Consider the following 16,750-nt stretch of genomic DNA (forward strand, 5'->3'; position numbering starts at 1 on the left):
TATTACAATATGTTTCCAACGATCTCTCAAAATACTGAAGAAGAGGCACGTCTGGCTGTGCTTCACTCATATGATATTTTGGGAGATGGGTTGGATAAGGAATTGGGCAGCTTAGTAAAACTGGCTGTTCAAATTACAAAAACATCTAAAGCATATATTTCATTTGTTGGGCGTGATACCATTTTTATTAAAGTTCAGGTAGGACTTTCAAATACTTTCAGAACAATCTCAAGAAATAGTAGCATCTGTCAGCAGACTATGTTTTTTGATGATATTTTTTTGGTTAAGAATATAAAAGAAGAAACAGATGACCGTTTAAGCTCCATTGCTTTAATGGAAAATCTTTCTTTTTATGCTACAGTACCTATTGTAAGTGCCGGAGGAAAAGCCTTAGGCTGTTTATGTGTGGGGCATACAGAACCACATGATCTTGATCAGTTTCAGAAAGATGCTTTAAAAACACTATCGGCCCAAATAACAACCCAGCTTGAGTTAAGAAGGCAGACCGCAGATCTGCAAAAACAAAAGGAGCGAGCAGAAAACTTAGCTAATATTTTTTACGCTTCACCTGAAATTCACTGTGTATTAAACAGAAATATTGATATTCTTTTTATTAATGAGGCTGCTTGTGAACGTCTGGGGTATGACCTTAAAAAAAGTTTGAATACCAGTGCATGGGAATATTGCTATATTGAAGATAGACAACGCGTACTCTGTGAGATAGAATTAGGCTTAAAACAAGGTAAGAAGCAGTTTAATTTAGATTTTAGACTAGTTGATAATAATAAAAGGTTGAGATGGATTGCCTGGAGCATGGTAGCCAAAGGAGAGTTTTGGTACTGTTACGGGCAGGATATTACAGACAGTAAAAGAATGGAAGCTGAATTTATGCAGCTTTCATACGTAGCTAGCAAAGTAAATAACGGTGTTGTAATTAGCGATGGGCAAAATAAGGTAAAGTGGATTAATGATGCTTTTAGGCGAATAACAGGTTTTGATCTGGACGATATTAAAGGTAAACCACTGGCCGATCTAATTGGCGGTCCGGAAACGGATTGGGCAGAAATAGAAAATGCCCGAAAATTAACCAGTGAAAAGAAGGCTTTCACGGTTGATATTTTGGCTTATACCAAAGATAAACAGAAGATATGGCTCTCGGTCTATAGCTCTGTAATTTTAGATGAAAACGGACAGATAGACTCAGAAGTAGAAATCATTATTGATATTACTGAAAAAAAGCTTGCACAACAAGAGTTAGAGGTATTGTCTACTGTAGCAAGCAAGTCAAACACAGGGGTAACCATTTGTAACCATTCGGGAGAAATCATCTGGCTAAACCATTCTCTTGAAAAACTGGTGGGATATTCTCTAAATGAATTGATGAACAAGCGTTTAGGAGATGTTCTTTCTACACCTCAAACAGATTTTAATACCATTTATCTTGCCAGAGAAAAAGCCAAAAACCGGGAATCAACAAATATTGAGGTTTTTGCGAACAAAAAGGACGGTACTCCTATATGGCTTTCAGTTTCTAATACGCCTATCATTAATAATCAGGGGCAAATAGAGAGATATATAGAGCTTATTACAGATATTACACAGCGTAAGCTGGTAGAACAGGAAATGGTTGCTGCCAGAGAACAGGCTTTGCAACTAAGTGAAGCTAAAGAGATGCTGCTTTCGGTAATGAGCCATGAAATACGCACACCTTTAAACGCTATTATTGGCATGACTCATCTTCTGCTAGAGAGCAGTCCAAAACCCGAACAGATAGAAGATCTTAATATTCTTAAATTCTCAAGTGAAAATCTCCTGTCTATTGTAAATGATGTGCTTGATTTTACCAAAATAGAAACCGGAAATCTGCATCTTGAAAAAATTCCTTTTGATCTAAAGCATTTATGTAATGATATGATCAATTCTTTACAGGTTAATGCCTTAAAAGGAAATAATAAACTAACCCTGATTTACAACCCATCTATACCTCAACTAATCACAGGAGATAAAACCCGCCTCTATCAGATACTGATTAACCTTTTGGGGAATGCCATTAAGTTTACCAGTAATGGGGAGATTATCTTAACTGTTAGCCTTGTTATGAAGAATAAAGATAAGGTTAAGCTATATTTTGAGGTAAGTGATACAGGAATAGGCATCGCAGTAGATAAACAAGCTTATATTTTTGAAACATTTACACAAGCAAGAACCGATATTTCCCGTAAATACGGCGGAACAGGTTTAGGGTTATCTATAACCAAAAAGCTCTTGCAATTGTATCAATCTGATATCCGGGTAGAAAGTGCTGAAGGCGAAGGAGCTAAGTTCTCTTTTGAAATAGAGTTTGAGATAGCCGAGCAAACAAAAATAGAAGTTGAAAATAAAATAGAGAAAGCCGCAGAATTCAATGATAAGAAAATATTGATTGTTGATGATAATGAGATAAACATATTAATAGCTCAACGGATATTGTCTAAATGGGGGTTGAATATAGAACATGCTATTGATGGTTACAAAGCGCTTGAAATGGTGAAGAATAAGAAGTATGACCTAATATTCATGGATATTAACATGCCCGGAATAAATGGATTTGAAACGGCAAGCCTGATCAGAAAAACAAAAGGAAAGTATTTTCAAACAGTAAAAATTGTGGCTTTAACGGGATCCAGTTTACACAACGAAGAGCGCAAATTAAAAGAAAGTGGTATTGATTCGCACATTCTTAAACCGTTCAATCCTGAAGAACTTAAAAAATTACTTACCAGATTTTTATCTTAAAAGTAAAGGGCCAACATTCTTTGAATAGAAATGTTGACCCTTACCATCTAAATTAACGCTCTCGAATATATAAACGGAGCAACAGTCAATTTGTTTTAAGAACAAAAATATTTTTTTAATTTTTCTGATAACACCCTAAATCAGAAGGGAATAATCTTTCTTTATTTTTTTTGTCATGCTTTATAAATGGAACGAAATAAGGATCGTTAAAGAGATCAATTCCTTTAGCTAAGACAGGGCTTTCAGCCCTTACTTCAAAGTTCCCTATTCTCGGGTTAATAAAGAAAGGATCCTGGTTAATAATATTACTGTTATTGTAGTTGTTTTTCAAGGTTTTTATGAGGTTCCCCGCTATATTAGTGGTTGAATTATTGGAATTTACGGTTTCTATAAATAATTCATTGTCTAAATTTCCCCATATTATATTGTTGGTTAGAGTTAGATTGAGGGGGGCAAATTCTTTATCACTAATGGTATCAGAGAAGTAAAGTGCGTTTGTTCTGCGGGCAAAATTAAAATTATAGGCTGCAAAAGTGTTTTGTTTTAAATTGTATACTCCTCCTCCAACGCCATACACCAGATATTGTCCACAATTATAAAAGAGGTTGTTAAAAGCGGTAAAACTTGCATGGTACCCTAAAAATCCTACGACTTGCATGTTTTTTACAGTAGTATTGGCTAATATGAGTTTGGGGTTGTTGTTATTGGAGATGGAATCGACCGTTATGCCAGCAGCGGCATTTTTAATGGTCGCATGATTGATGATGGAATTGCGGCTTGAAGGATAAAAGTGCAGGCCATTCCATTGTCCGGGTTCTTCTTCATAGATACGTTCTAACCTATCGCCTGCAAAAAGTATACTGTCTTTAATAGTACCCTGAGCAAGCAAAGAGCCTTTGATGTTCATGGTAGCTCCGTTATGAAATAAAATCCGTGAACCGGGATTAATCTTCAGCTCTGCATTTTCTGCAACCGTTACAGAGTTATAAACAATGTAAGGGAGCTTACTATCCCACGTGGTATTTTCATTAATATTTATATTCTTTAAAAATATAGCATTCTGGCCATAAGCAACTAAAGGGATTTTTTCTTTTTTGCCATTAAAAAAGAAGAGGATAGAATCTTCCGTAATAAAAGGTGAGGTAGCTGTATTAGGATTTATGGTTACCTTTATTAAAACATTTACAGAATCATTTCCTTTGATTTTGATGTTTTTAAAATCTAGACCATTCTGTCCTAAAACATTAATACTAAAAGGACTGTTTACACCACCACTTAATAATATCTGGTCAATATTAATGGCCTTTGCATTCAGATTAAAAATTTTAAAGCGTCTGTGTGTAGAACCTACAGAGGTAAATACAGTATCAAATAAAATGCTATCTGTAGAGAAGCTGAGTTTTGCATTGGGATCAAAAGTAATTTCTTCGTCTTTATTACAGGCTGTAATAAACAGGTAGAAAATAGATAAAATAAGTAATGATCTTATGCGCATAATTATTCAGAAAATGCCAAAGCGGCAAAACTTAAGTTTTTAATATTAGCCTTCCATAATGTGTTTCCACAGGCTTCAAATGTTGATCCCGTTGTGATCACATCATCAACTAAAAGCACGTGCTTATTCTCTAATTGTTCAATATTTCTAATTAAAAAAACATCTTCCAGATTTTCATAACGGCTATATCTTGCTTTTCGGGTCTGACTTTCTGTAGCCTTTATCTTGTATAGACAAGATGAGTTAACGGAAATTCCCAGAGTATCTGCCAAGCCTTTTGCAATATACTCACTTTGGTTGTAACCCCTTGATTTTAATTTTTTTTCATGAAGAGGTACCGGAATAACGACATCTATTTCTTTATATAAATTACCCAGTAATAGTCTTTGGGCTAGTAGATTTCCCAGTACAATACCTACATCGGTTTTAGATTTATATTTCAATGCGTGTATTAAATTCTGAACCTTAGAACCTTTCTTAAAGTACAGCATTGTCATAGCAGCATTAAAAGGCAGTCTGTTCCATAATTGTTTTGCTACCAAGTTATCTGCATAAAAATGAAAATCTGTATAAGGTAAGTCGAATAAGCATTTGGTACAGATTTGTTCTTCCTGATGAAGGAGCTGTGTGCCACAAGCGTTGCAGAGCTCAGGGAATAACAGATTAAGCATGTCTAAAGCATAACGTTTTAGTGCAAACATTATACAAGTTAATGATTTTCAGTGAATAATGAGGGGGCTAGATTAATTATTCATTATTCGCTGATTTTCTTCTAAGCCTTTTCTTTAACCGCCAACTGACCACAAGCAGCATCAATATCTTTACCGCGGCTTCGTCTGATATTGGTATTGACTCCTTTGCTGCGGAGGTAATTTGCAAAAGCATCTATCTTATCACCATCTGCATTTAAGAAATCGGCAAATTGAATAGGATTGTATTCAATTAGGTTTACTTTGCAGGGAACATGTTTGCAGAACTTTTCCAGTTCCATGGCATCCTCTAATTCATCATTAAAGTCATTAAAAACGATATATTCGTAAGTAACCGGGTTCTTGGTTTTCTGGAAATAATATTTTAAGGCTTCTGCCAGTGCCTTTAAAGAGTTATGCTCCGAAATAGGCATGATCTCGTTTCTCTTTTTATCATTGGCAGCATGTAATGAAAGTGCAAGATTAAATTTTACACCATCATCGCCCAGTTTCTTAATCATTTTGGCAATACCGGCAGTAGATACGGTAATGCGTTTGTACGACATGTTTAATCCGTCCGGAGCTGTAATACGTTCTATGGATTTTAAAACATTTGCATAATTAAGCAGGGGCTCACCCATACCCATATACACAATGTTAGTAAGTGGTACATTGTAATTCTGTTTGGCCTGCTTATCTATTAGTACAACCTGATCATAAATTTCATCAGCATTTAAATTACGCTTGCGATCCATATAACCTGTTGCACAGAACTTGCAGGTTAAGCTACAGCCTACCTGTGAACTTACACAGGCAGTCATGCGGTCTTCGGTTGGAATTAAAACACCTTCTACAATATTGTTGTCATAGAGCCTGAAAGCATTCTTGATAGTGCGGTCGTTACTGAACTGCGCATTGCTGATTTCAACTGTATTGATTACATAATGTTCATCGAGTTTCTTGCGTAGCTCTTTAGACAGGTTGCTCATTTCGTCAAAACTGCGAGCAGATTTTTCCCACAACCATTGGTAAACTTGTTTAGCCCGGTAAGCAGGCTCTTTCATGTCTAAAAAATGTTGCTGTAGGCCCTGTAAGTCAAGGGAACGAATATCTGTCTTGGTGTTTTTTTGCATTGTGTTGCAAAATTACTCAAAACAATGGTCAAATTATATGCTTAAGTTTATTTAAGATTAACAATCAGTAAGTTATAGTTGTTTTTTAACGTCGTTTTACACGTTTCTGACGATTGTCCTGAGGTTTGGTACCTTTAACTTGTTTTTTGCCAGCAGGTTTTGGTTTACCAGAACGGGCTGCTGTTTTTTTATTTTCAGGCGGATAAGCTTTTTTTGTTTTTCCTGGAGAGTGATTTTTGGGCTTATTGTCTTTTGCCTGAGGTTTACTGATTTTTTTAGGTTCTTTTTCTGAGCTTGATTGTGCTACTAGGCGATAAATTTCGTTTTGCTCATCCAGATCGAGCTCTCTCCAGTCGCCTAAAGCCAAGCCCTTTACGCTGATATTCATAATGCGTACCCGCTCAAGTTTTACGACTTCATAACCGAAATATTCGGCCATACGTCGTATTTGTCTGTTTAAGCCCTGTACTAAAATAATCCTGAAAACATAAGTTGTTTCTTTCTTAATCTTACATTTCTTGGTTACAACACCTAAAATGGGTACACCCTTGCTCATCCCCTCTATAAACTGATCGGTAAGAGGCTTATCTACCGTAACAATATATTCTTTTTCATGGTTATTACCCGCCCTCAGTATCTTGTTAACTAAATCACCATTGTTGGTTAGAAAAATCAACCCCTGAGAGTCCTTGTCCAATCGGCCAATAGGGAAAATACGTTCGCTGTAATTTACATGATCAATGATATTATCTTTTACATTACTTTCGGTTGTACAGGTTACACCTACAGGTTTGTTGTAAGCGAGGATAATACTTTTTTCAGCTTCGCGGGGTTCTATGTTCTGTCCGTTAACCCTTACCAGATCGCCAGGCATTACAATATCACCTATTCTTGCTTTTTTACCATTAATGAATACCTGACCCTGCTCAATAAAATTATCGGCAGCTCTTCTTGAACATAAACCACTTTCACTGATATACTTATTTAAACGGGTTCCGAAATCTGACATTCTATTTATAGCTTATGGTGCAAAGTAACCAAAACTATTCAGATAAAAAGCAATAAAAATAAAGAGGGGATCTAAAAAACCTTCTTCATTTCCTGTCTGGTAAATGACCGGTTTAATTTTAGATACCCTCTTTTGGTTGGTTTAATTCGGATTTATTTTGGATATTCTTTAGGTAGTTTTAAAAATTCGTTTCATCAGCACTTGGGCCGTAAGAACCCGGAACAGGGATGTTTAACAGTCTAAAATAAACACCTAACTGTGCCCGGTGATGAGCGGTTTGCGCAAAAGCATGTCTTATGGTTTCATAGCTGCTCAAATCTGCATGTATTTTATCGCCGCTTCTTAATACCCAGCGCTTGTTCAGGTCTTCGGGCATAGCTTTTTCAAGACTTTCCTGGCCTTCTTTTAAACTGTTTTCAAAAAGCGTTAATAAATCTTGTGAGCTTTTAATTACAGGTGCTTGGTATTCCATTGTGGCAAAATCCAGACCTTCGGTTTCCAGTCCTAATTTAACCCAGGTAGGAAGTTCGGCAATATGAACAGCCAGATCACCCATTTTCATACTTTTTTCGTGAGGTGCCCAATCTAATTTGTCTACGGGTACCAAAGCCAAAAATTTTCGTGTAGTGCCTGCTTCAGCAGCTAATTCTTTTGATAGTTCTTTAATCAGTTCCATATTCTTTGTTTTTTAACAAAGTAAAGTATGGCTACTGACAACCCTATGGCAGTGCGAAATTGCCATCAACATTTTTTTGAAAAAATCATGAAATTAGGTTGTGTTGAATTTGCAATATCTACTTAAATAGACCCTGAAACAAGTTCAGGGTGACGTAAGCTCAACTGAAAATTAAACAATTCTAATAGTTTACCGGAAGAAACTTCATGTACTCGCTAACAGGAATATGGTCGCATTTAGAAAAAGGTTTGTTTAAGTCATAAACGGCAATGATATTGGCTACTTTAAAATCGCGATACTCATTTCTGAGGTTGCACCACGCAATAAGATGCCAGCTAAAAGCATAAAATATTAAGCCTATAGGTTCTATCTCGCGTTTACTTTCAATGCCTTCGTTATTCTTATATTCTAAAAGCAGACAGCTTTTTACTGCTATGGCATTTTGTAAAAGGCTTAAATGTTCAAAGTCGTTTTTTAAACGTTCAGGTAGTTGCAGTTTAATATTCTCATTTAAAGAATCAAATTTCTCTTTCTGAACACTTTTTAATACTGTTTTTACTTTATCTAAAGCATTATTGTAATGGCGTTTAATAGATTTATCGGCAAAACCTTCTAAAAAACGTTCCATCATTAACAAAGCATTGGCTTCTTCGGCATTAAAAGAGATGGGAGGTAAAAAATAACCTGAAATAACCTGATAGCCTTTGTTGGGCTCGAAATGAAGTGGGATACCCTGTTCTGTTAAAGCTCTGATATCGCGGTAAACGGTTCTGATGCTAATGTCAAACTGCTCAGCAATTTTCTCTGCAGTAATAAACTTTCTCGATTGTAAAAGTACCAGAATACCAAAAAGCCTGTCAATTCTATTCATTATCCAAATATAAAAGGATGGCAGCGTATCTCCATAAACGAAGAATGATTAATTTATCATGTAACTTTCTGCTAACATCAAGCTATTTCGGTTCAGATTTTGTGGGTTCTGTCTTTTAATTTAAATGCAGTTTTAGGGTAAATGGCAAATCCAAACAGGTTTTTTTTCAGGGCAACAAAAGGTAAGGTTATTTTAGGCTTTCTGTTTGGATTGGTTGCTTTGTTCTTGGCATGGGGGGTAAGCAGGTTTGTATTCAGGGAAATTTTAGGTACTGTAGAAAAAGTATCATCGCCCAATGTGAAGCTAAAAATGGTAAACTCCCTGTCTCATAAAATTTACCGTTTAGATCAGCTGCAAACCGACCATAAACCCCATAGTTCAAACTTTGTTACCGAAACCAAAGCCATAAGAAAAGCATTAGATACTTTATCTATTCTCTATAAAGATGATAGCCAGCAGCTTAAACGGATTAACTCATTAAAGCGTTTGCTAACTGATAGAAATAAACAATTCTTATCTTATTTAGAAGTCAAAGAAACCTTAGTTAATACAAAATCATTTTCTGATGAAGTTCAAAAGCTATCAGAGATGTTTGCACAGCAAAGTAAACAGATAGATAGTGCAACCTATACTACAGAAAAATCTACATCTACCACCACGGTAGCACCCGCGCAACCCGAAGAAAAATCAAAGGGATTTCTAAGCAGGTTGTTTGGTAAAAAGAAAGCAGAGGTTTATGAGATCATTAAAGAAGAACTTACCATAAAAAAGGATACTCTAAATCCTAAAATACAGGATAGCCTTGTACAAAACATTGAAACCACTTTAAGAAATATTGAATTAGAGCAAAAAGAAAAAAGTACACTATTTGTAAAAAAAGAAACAGAATTAGCCTCTTCCAGTCATGCACTTACCAAACAAATGTTAAACGTATTAAAAGAGGTTGAGGCAGAAGCATTGGCACAGGTTGATCAGAAAGGCTTAGATGCAAGAAATACGGTAAACCAGGGTATTCATGAAATTAAACTGATCATGATTTCTTTTTTGTGCATTACCCTTATTTTGGGCTACCTCATATTTGCAGATATAGCCAAGAGCAATAAGTACAGAATAGCGTTAGAACAAGCTAAAGATGAGGCCGAGTATCACGGAAAAGCCAAGCAACGTTTTCTTTCGAACATGAGCCATGAAATCAGAACGCCTTTACAATCTATTTTAGGTTATTCAGAATATATCCTTAGACAAAATACGCCTAATCCCAAACATGTTGCGGCTATACACCAGTCTTCAGTACATTTATTGCAGATCGTAAATGAAATCCTTGATTATAACCGGATCATATCTGGAGAGTTTTCTTTTGTAAAAGAAACTTTTGAAATGAACAGCGCAATTAAAGAGGTAATAGAGGCTATGCAGCCTTTGGCGCAGCAAAAAAATCTTTTATTAGATTATGAAATAGAAACAGATAAGACTTTTTGGCTAAAAGGAGATGTGTTTAGGCTAAAACAAATATTGTATAACTTGATAGGAAATGCTATAAAATTTACGATTAAAGGAAAAGTGATTTTAAGCTTAGAGAGTAAATGGCAAGAAGAGATGTTGCATTGCTATTTTAGGATAGAGGATACAGGGATTGGCTTTTCAAAAGAAGACGCAGAGCGTATTTTTAATGAATTTGAACAGCTTGAAATACCACAGAAACGGGTTTTAAATCAGCATGGTTCTGGTTTGGGCCTTAATATTGTAAAGACATTGATTGATGCGCAAGGTGGTAGGATCAGTGTAAAAAGTGAACCGGGTAATGGAACGGTAATTTCTTTCTATTTGAAATTTGAAAAAGGAGAAACAGCACAGAAGAAATCAGGTTTACATTATATTTCAAATCAGCATTTTAACCCTTCAACAACAGTTTGGGTTATTGATGATGATCAGTTGATATTAGATTTATGCGGACTGGTCTTCTCGCTGAATAATATCAATTATGAATTGTTTAACAATGCCATTGATATTTTAAATGCTGATATTCCTGATCATTTAAGTCATGTTTTGATAGATATACGCTTAAGAGAAACAAGCGGAACAGATTTGATAAAGCGTTTAAAGAAAAAATTACCTGTAAATATAGCCTATTATGCAATCACAGCTCAGGTGCTGCCAGATGAACAGCAGAATATCCTTAAAAAAGGCTTTAAAGATATCTTAATTAAGCCTTTTAAAACAGAAGATCTGCTCAGTTTATTGAAAATAGCGCCCCAAGAAAAGCAAACGGAAGAACTTGATATGGGAAATCTGCTGAAAATGGCTATGGGCGATCAAAAAATAGTAGCAAGCATTTTAAAGACCTTTATCAAAGATTGTGAAGAAGACTCTGAGTTGTTAAAAAGCAGCTTAAAAAAGCATGAACTTGAAGAAAGCAGGTTAATTGTTCACCGTTTGGCCGGAAGGATTAGTCAAGTTGGTGCAGGAGAGTTAGGTCAGGCTTTCAGAAGCTTTGAAATGGAAATTGAACAAAAAGGTCAGATTGATACTGGCGAATGCCACAAGGCAACTCAATTACTGGAAAGATTAAAATTGCTTGTGCGTAAAATATGTGACCAGCAATATATAAAAATTGAAGCATAATAAAAGCATATGAATCCCATTATCCATATGCTTCCGAATAAGATCATTTAAGAAAATCTTTGTGCATAAAAGCAGGATTGGGATATTTATAAAATCCTTCACCTGTAGCTACTCCTAATTTACCCTTATCTATAAAATCATCTTTAAGCTTGTTTGCAATTTTAACTTTTACAGGATCATGTGTAGCATCGGCAGTCATTTTATTGATGTTATAGGCTGTGGTTACGCCAACTACATCTAATATACCGAAAGGGCCTAGCGGAGCACCGGTAGCTACCATCCAGGTTTTGTCTATTGTTTCAATATCTGCAACTTCGTTGATATACAGATCTAAAGCGGCGCTTAAAAGTGGTACTAATAAAGAATTGACAATATAACCGGGTTGTTCCTTATGTAAGGGTAATGCTACCATTCCAATAGCCTTTGCAAATTCAACCAGCTCATTAAAAACTTTTGGATCTGTTTTAGATTGCCCCATAATCTCGGCCGTGTTGTGCTTCCATATTTCGTTGGCAAAATGTAAGGCCAAAAACTGGCTTGGTCTTCCGGTGGCTTCTGCAAACTGACTTGGCAATAAAGTAGAAGAATTGGTAGCAAATATGGTTTTTGGTGGAGCTACTTTAGCCAGCTTTTGATAAAAATCAATCTTAATTGCGGGGTTTTCAGGTACCGCTTCAATAAGTAGATCCGCATCTTCTACCGCTTTGGCAAGATCAGAAGTATAGCTAAGTTTATTACGGGCGGCTTCTAATTGTTGGGCCGTAGCTTTCAAATCGGTTTTAAAGGCCTCACTTAGAATTTCGAATTTAGACTTGGCTTTTTCTAAAACTTCATCATTAATATCGTAAACAATTACATTGAACCCATGAAATGCTGTTTGGAAGGCTATCTGATAGCCTAAAACACCGCTTCCGGCTACGGTTATGTTTTTGAAGGTCATATTTTTTCTGTTTGAAAATTAATTAAGATATCTGTGTATGTAAACAGATTTAAACACATCTTGTTTAATTTCTTGGCACAAAAAAATATTTATTCTATTCCATATCGTTCCATTTTGCTGTAAAGCGTTTTCCGGTCTATGTTTAAAAGTTTTGCTGCTTTAGATTTATTATATTTTACCTTTATTAGGGTTTCGGTAATTAATGCTTTTTCGTTACTTTCATTAACTGCCTTTAAATCCGAAGGGTTATTGACGTGGCTTTTAGCAGATGCAACGGCTATTTTCATTTCATCGGGCAGGCTGTCTGCCGTGGCTAAAATACCCGGAGTAAGCAATACCATACGCTTAATTACATTTTTCAGCTCACGTAAATTACCTGGCCAGTCATATTGCAATAAAAGAGAACGGGTTTCTTCATCAATCTCCTTTACATCCCTTTTCAGCTCTTTATTAGAAAGACGGATGAAATGGTCGATAAAGATATCTAAATCTACTCCTCTATCGCGTAAAGCAGGTAATTGTATTTTAAATTCGTTTAAGCGATGGTAAAGATCTTCTCTGAATTCTCCATTTTTGATGCTGTTCATCAGGTCATCATTGGTAGCCGCTACAATTCGTACATCAACTTTAATCTGTTTGTTACTGCCTACTGGTTGGATTACACGTTCCTGTAGAGCACGCAGAAGTTTTACTTGGACTTCATAGCTTAAGTTGCCAATTTCGTCCAAAAAAATAGTACCGCCGTTTGCTTCTTCAAAACATCCCTTTTTATCGTTAACGGCGCCTGTAAAGGCACCTTTTACATGGCCGAAAAGTTCACTTGCCGCCAGCTCTTTAGATAAAGCCCCACAATCCAAAGCAATAAATTTTTTATCACATCTTTTACTCTGTTGGTGTATGTTTCTTGCTGCAACTTCTTTTCCCGTTCCACTTTCTCCCTGTATCAATACCGACATATCGGTGCCGGCAACCAAATCTATATACTGGTAAAGCCGTTGGGCAGCCTCGCTTTCTCCTTTAATAAAATCGCTTATGTTTTTCTCAATATCTTCTTCATAGGCCCTGGCTTTCAAGACTTGATTAATGACCATGAGTAATTCATCGGGATTGATGGGTTTCGTAATGTAATCTGCCGCACCCAAATGGATTGATTTTACAGCGGTACGTACATCATTGAAACTGGTCATAATGATGGCTGGGGCAGTGATGCTGAATTCTTTTCTGAAGTTCAGGATGTCGGTTCCATTACCATCGGGTAACCTATAGTCAATTAAAAGCAGTTCAAATGAATCTATCCTCAGTATTTCAATTGCTTTTTTGATACTGTTAGCCCATTTTACGATATAACCATTTCTGGTTAGAAACGCCTCAATAATCTGGGCAAAGGTGCTGTCGTCTTCAATGATTAAAACCGTAGGCATATACAAAAATAACAAAAGCCGGATAAATCCGGCCTCTGTAATTATTGCGATATCTGAAATTATGACTATTCAATAGGTTTACCATCGGCAGTAAAGTTTAAAGACTTAGTCTCTTCTTCTTTTTTTACATCTACCTGATAGTATTGTTTATCGCCTTTTTTTACTGCAAATGCAGCAGTTGGCATCCAGTCTTTATATGGGTCAGATTGTAAAGTGGTTTTAATGGCATCAGGTAATTCTTCTAATTTGATAGGCGTTTTGATTACGCTGTCTTGAACAGCTGTAATTTTTGTTAACTTAATTTCTGAGGCTTGTGATTGAGTTGAAATAAAACCGGCCGCTGCTACTAATGCTACTACAAATAATTTTTTCATAATTATTAATTTTTTAAGGTTATACAATTTTAAAACACTTGAAAAACACTGTAATATAAGAGTGCCAGAATAGTAATTAATATGTAAATCATTGATATTTAGATAGTTGATATTTGTTTTTGTAAAATGAAATTGTAGAGTTTCTCTACAATTTGTTGATGTTTTCTGCAACATGAAACAGTTTTCTTTTAAAAAGAAATCTCGTTTATTTGTAAAGTGGTCAATTACGTTTCAGCAAATTACATTTATCCGGTTATAGCCCCACCCATTAAGGATGGTGTTATTGGGTTTAAATCCGACGGTACAATAACAGGCGTTTATACTCAAGAAGAGGCCCTTGAGCTAAATATTACCGATATAAGGTATCATGAAGGTATACTGGTTCCAGGCTTTGTAAATACACATTGTCATCTTGAGCTCTCGCATTTATTCAAAAAGATACCTCAAAAAACAGGTTTGCCTGCTTTTGTAAGAGAAATTGTGGCGCAACGTGAGCAGCCTGAGGAAATTGTTTTATCTGCAATGAAAGAAGCAGACAGACAAATGTTTGAGAACGGTATTGTTGCGGTAGGAGACATTTCAAATGTGCTGGTTTCTAAAGCAATAAAAGAGAACAGCGCTATTTATTACCATACATTTGTTGAAGTATTTGGATTTGACAGGCCTTCAAAGCCTATTATAGATAATGCTTTAAGCATTTGCAAAAACTTTGGACCTTTACCGGCTTCCATTGTTCCGCATGCGCCCTATTCGGTTTCAGAAGAATTGTTTACGGCAATAAGAAACGTAACCGGGTTTAAAGATGTATTAAGTATACATAATCAGGAAACAGCTGCGGAGAACGAATTTTTTGAATTGGGTACCGGACAATTTGCACAGATGTATGAGCGGTTAGGCGTGCAAAAGTCAGCCTGTCATGGTAACGGAAAAAATTCCTTAAGGTATCATTTACCTCAATTACCTCAAAATAATCTTCTTCTGGTGCATAATACATTTAGCACAAAACAAGATGTAGATTTTGCCCGTAAACAACATGGCTTTGTGTTTTGGTGCATATGTGCTCATGCCAATCTTTACATAGAGAACAATTTACCCGACATAGAAATGCTGTTGAATGAAGATATTAAAATTACCCTGGGCACAGACAGCCTGGCCAGTAATCATCAGTTAAGTATCTTGGCCGAAATGCAGGTTATACAGGAGCATAAAAATATTTCGTTTGATCATTTAATTACATGGGCTACCTTAAACGGTGCTAAATTTTTAAATATAGATCGGCAATACGGGAGTTTGCAGGTAGGTAAGCAACCCGGTATCAATCTGCTCAATATCGGGCCGGATTTAAAAATCAATAACCATACAAGGGTTATGCGTTTAGTTTAGATTTTTATGAACAACAGAATAACATCTCTTTTTGGTATAAAATATCCTATTATACAGGCTGGCATGATCTGGTGTAGTGGATGGCGTTTAGCTGCTGCAGTTTCAAATGCCGGTGGTTTGGGTATTATAGGTGCAGGCTCAATGTATCCTGAGGTTTTAAAAGAACATATCCGTAAATGCAGGGCGGCTACAGAGCGGCCTTTTGCGGTGAATGTTCCTTTGCTTTACCCAAATATTGAAGAGATTATGCAAATTTTGATTGAAGAACAAGTCAAAATCGTATTTACATCGGCAGGTAATCCGGCTACGTGGACAAGTTTCCTAAAAGAAAAAGGGATTACTGTAGTGCATGTGATTGCCAATAAGAAATTTGCCATAAAAGCGCAAAATGCCGGGGTTGATGCTATTGTTGCTGAGGGTTTTGAAGCCGGTGGGCATAATGGAAGAGAAGAAACAACCACACTATGTTTAATACCAATGATAACCGAAGCTGTAAATATTCCTGTAATTGCAGCTGGGGGAATTGCCGGAGGTAAAGCAATGTTAGCGGCCTTTGCTTTAGGCGCAGAGGCTGTTCAGGTTGGTTCGGCATTTGCGGTAGCCGAAGAATCATCGGCACATTACAACTTTAAAGAAAAGATTATCCACGCTGTAGAAGGAGATACCAAGCTGAGAATGAAAAAGCTGGTGCCGGTGCGGTTGCTGCAAAATGACTTTGCTGAAGCTATTGCTCAGGCTGAGGCAGAAGGGGCGAATGCAGATAAATTAAGCGAACTTTTAGGCAGGGCGAGAGCGAAAAAGGGGATGTTTGAGGGCGATATGCAAGAAGGCGAACTGGAGATTGGACAGGTATCGGCTATGCTTCGTGAAATAAAACCTGCAGCAATTATACTGGAACAAATTTGGCAGGAATTTATAGAAGAAAAGAAAAGAATATCGGGCTTAGAGATTTAACCAAGATGTTCCACATGCTTTTGTTAATTTTGTGAAATTATAAATCTTTATCCCTATAATTTTACGGAGATAAAGGTTAAAAAGTTAAAATACGATGCGGCATATTAATATTAAGGTTACGGGTAAAGTTCAAGGTGTTTTTTTCAGAGCAAGCACTAAAGCTGTGGCCGATCAGATGGGCGTTAAAGGAAAGGTGAAAAATGAAAAAGATGGTTCGGTACTGATCGAAGCAGAAGCCGATTCTCAAACTCTGGAAATGTTTATAGAATGGTGCAATGAAGGTCCGGAAAAAGCAAAAGTAGAAAAGGTAGAGGTAAGCGAAGGCGAATTACAGAACTATAACAACTTTGTGGTGATTAAAAAGAATCTATTGTGGTAAGCTTAATTCAAGAGCCTCTTATTAAAAAA

The 16,750-nt window shown here is 36.3% G+C and carries 14 protein-coding genes; 5 read left to right on the forward strand and 9 right to left on the reverse strand.

Going from position 1 to position 16,750, the window contains the following annotated elements:
- Positions 1-9: 9 nt before the first annotated feature.
- Positions 10-2,775, forward strand: coding sequence for a PAS domain S-box protein (locus ACLHG9_RS13895; RefSeq protein ID WP_410222103.1), 2,766 nt, complete (start codon positions 10-12; stop codon positions 2,773-2,775).
- Positions 2,776-2,890: 115 nt separating this feature from the next.
- Here the strand turns inward: ACLHG9_RS13895 and ACLHG9_RS13900 are convergent, their stop codons facing one another.
- From ACLHG9_RS13900 to ACLHG9_RS13925, 6 genes are all read right to left on the reverse strand, one after another.
- The gene (locus tag ACLHG9_RS13900; protein WP_410222104.1) at positions 2,891-4,270 is read right to left on the reverse strand and encodes a hypothetical protein; all 1,380 of its coding nucleotides are present in this window, start codon (positions 4,268-4,270) and stop codon (positions 2,891-2,893) included.
- A 2-nt stretch (positions 4,271-4,272) separates the two neighbouring features.
- The gene (locus ACLHG9_RS13905; protein WP_410222105.1) at positions 4,273-4,971 is read right to left on the reverse strand and encodes a ComF family protein; all 699 of its coding nucleotides are present in this window, start codon (positions 4,969-4,971) and stop codon (positions 4,273-4,275) included.
- 71 nt (positions 4,972-5,042) lie between these two features.
- Entirely contained in the window at positions 5,043-6,092 is a 1,050-nt protein-coding gene (rlmN, locus tag ACLHG9_RS13910) for a 23S rRNA (adenine(2503)-C(2))-methyltransferase RlmN (RefSeq protein ID WP_410222106.1), read from the reverse strand.
- A gap of 85 nt (positions 6,093-6,177) precedes the next feature.
- On the reverse strand, positions 6,178-7,101 hold the full coding sequence (rluF, locus tag ACLHG9_RS13915; protein WP_410222107.1) for a 23S rRNA pseudouridine(2604) synthase RluF: 924 nt from the start codon (positions 7,099-7,101) through the stop codon (positions 6,178-6,180).
- Positions 7,102-7,279: 178 nt separating this feature from the next.
- Positions 7,280-7,777 carry a DinB family protein gene (locus ACLHG9_RS13920; RefSeq protein WP_410222108.1) on the reverse strand — a complete coding sequence of 166 codons (498 nt, stop codon included), beginning with the start codon at positions 7,775-7,777 and terminating at the stop codon, positions 7,280-7,282.
- Between the two features lie 181 nt (positions 7,778-7,958).
- Complete coding sequence (locus tag ACLHG9_RS13925; RefSeq protein WP_410222109.1) at positions 7,959-8,648, reverse strand: helix-turn-helix transcriptional regulator; 690 nt, start codon at positions 8,646-8,648, stop codon at positions 7,959-7,961.
- A gap of 141 nt (positions 8,649-8,789) precedes the next feature.
- Between ACLHG9_RS13925 and ACLHG9_RS13930 the strand changes: the two genes are divergently transcribed.
- Positions 8,790-11,270 (forward strand): ATP-binding protein, encoded by a 2,481-nt coding sequence (locus ACLHG9_RS13930; protein WP_410222110.1) that lies wholly within the window; start codon positions 8,790-8,792, stop codon positions 11,268-11,270.
- A gap of 43 nt (positions 11,271-11,313) precedes the next feature.
- On the opposite strand, the gene ACLHG9_RS13935 is transcribed toward ACLHG9_RS13930, so the two are convergent.
- The 3 genes from ACLHG9_RS13935 to ACLHG9_RS13945 all read right to left on the reverse strand — a co-directional run bounded on the left by ACLHG9_RS13935 (position 11,314) and on the right by ACLHG9_RS13945 (position 14,005).
- The gene (locus ACLHG9_RS13935) at positions 11,314-12,210 is read right to left on the reverse strand and encodes a 3-hydroxyacyl-CoA dehydrogenase (RefSeq protein ID WP_410222111.1); all 897 of its coding nucleotides are present in this window, start codon (positions 12,208-12,210) and stop codon (positions 11,314-11,316) included.
- An 89-nt stretch (positions 12,211-12,299) separates the two neighbouring features.
- On the reverse strand, positions 12,300-13,631 hold the full coding sequence (locus tag ACLHG9_RS13940) for a sigma-54-dependent transcriptional regulator (RefSeq protein ID WP_410222112.1): 1,332 nt from the start codon (positions 13,629-13,631) through the stop codon (positions 12,300-12,302).
- Positions 13,632-13,696: 65 nt separating this feature from the next.
- Positions 13,697-14,005, reverse strand: coding sequence for a hypothetical protein (locus ACLHG9_RS13945; RefSeq protein WP_410222113.1), 309 nt, complete (start codon positions 14,003-14,005; stop codon positions 13,697-13,699).
- 216 nt (positions 14,006-14,221) lie between these two features.
- Here ACLHG9_RS13945 and ACLHG9_RS13950 point away from each other — a divergent pair, with 216 nt between their 5' ends.
- From ACLHG9_RS13950 to ACLHG9_RS13960, 3 genes are all read left to right on the forward strand, one after another.
- Positions 14,222-15,388, forward strand: a complete 1,167-nt coding sequence (locus tag ACLHG9_RS13950; RefSeq protein WP_410222114.1) for an amidohydrolase family protein — start codon at positions 14,222-14,224, stop codon at positions 15,386-15,388.
- A gap of 6 nt (positions 15,389-15,394) precedes the next feature.
- Complete coding sequence (locus tag ACLHG9_RS13955) at positions 15,395-16,342, forward strand: NAD(P)H-dependent flavin oxidoreductase (protein ID WP_410222115.1); 948 nt, start codon at positions 15,395-15,397, stop codon at positions 16,340-16,342.
- A 94-nt stretch (positions 16,343-16,436) separates the two neighbouring features.
- The gene (locus tag ACLHG9_RS13960) at positions 16,437-16,721 is read left to right on the forward strand and encodes an acylphosphatase (RefSeq protein WP_410222116.1); all 285 of its coding nucleotides are present in this window, start codon (positions 16,437-16,439) and stop codon (positions 16,719-16,721) included.
- Positions 16,722-16,750: the final 29 nt, after the last annotated feature.

Origin of the sequence: Pedobacter sp. (genome assembly GCF_046462515.1) — a bacterium.
In the GTDB taxonomy this organism is placed as follows: Bacteria; Bacteroidota; Bacteroidia; order Sphingobacteriales; family Sphingobacteriaceae; genus Pedobacter.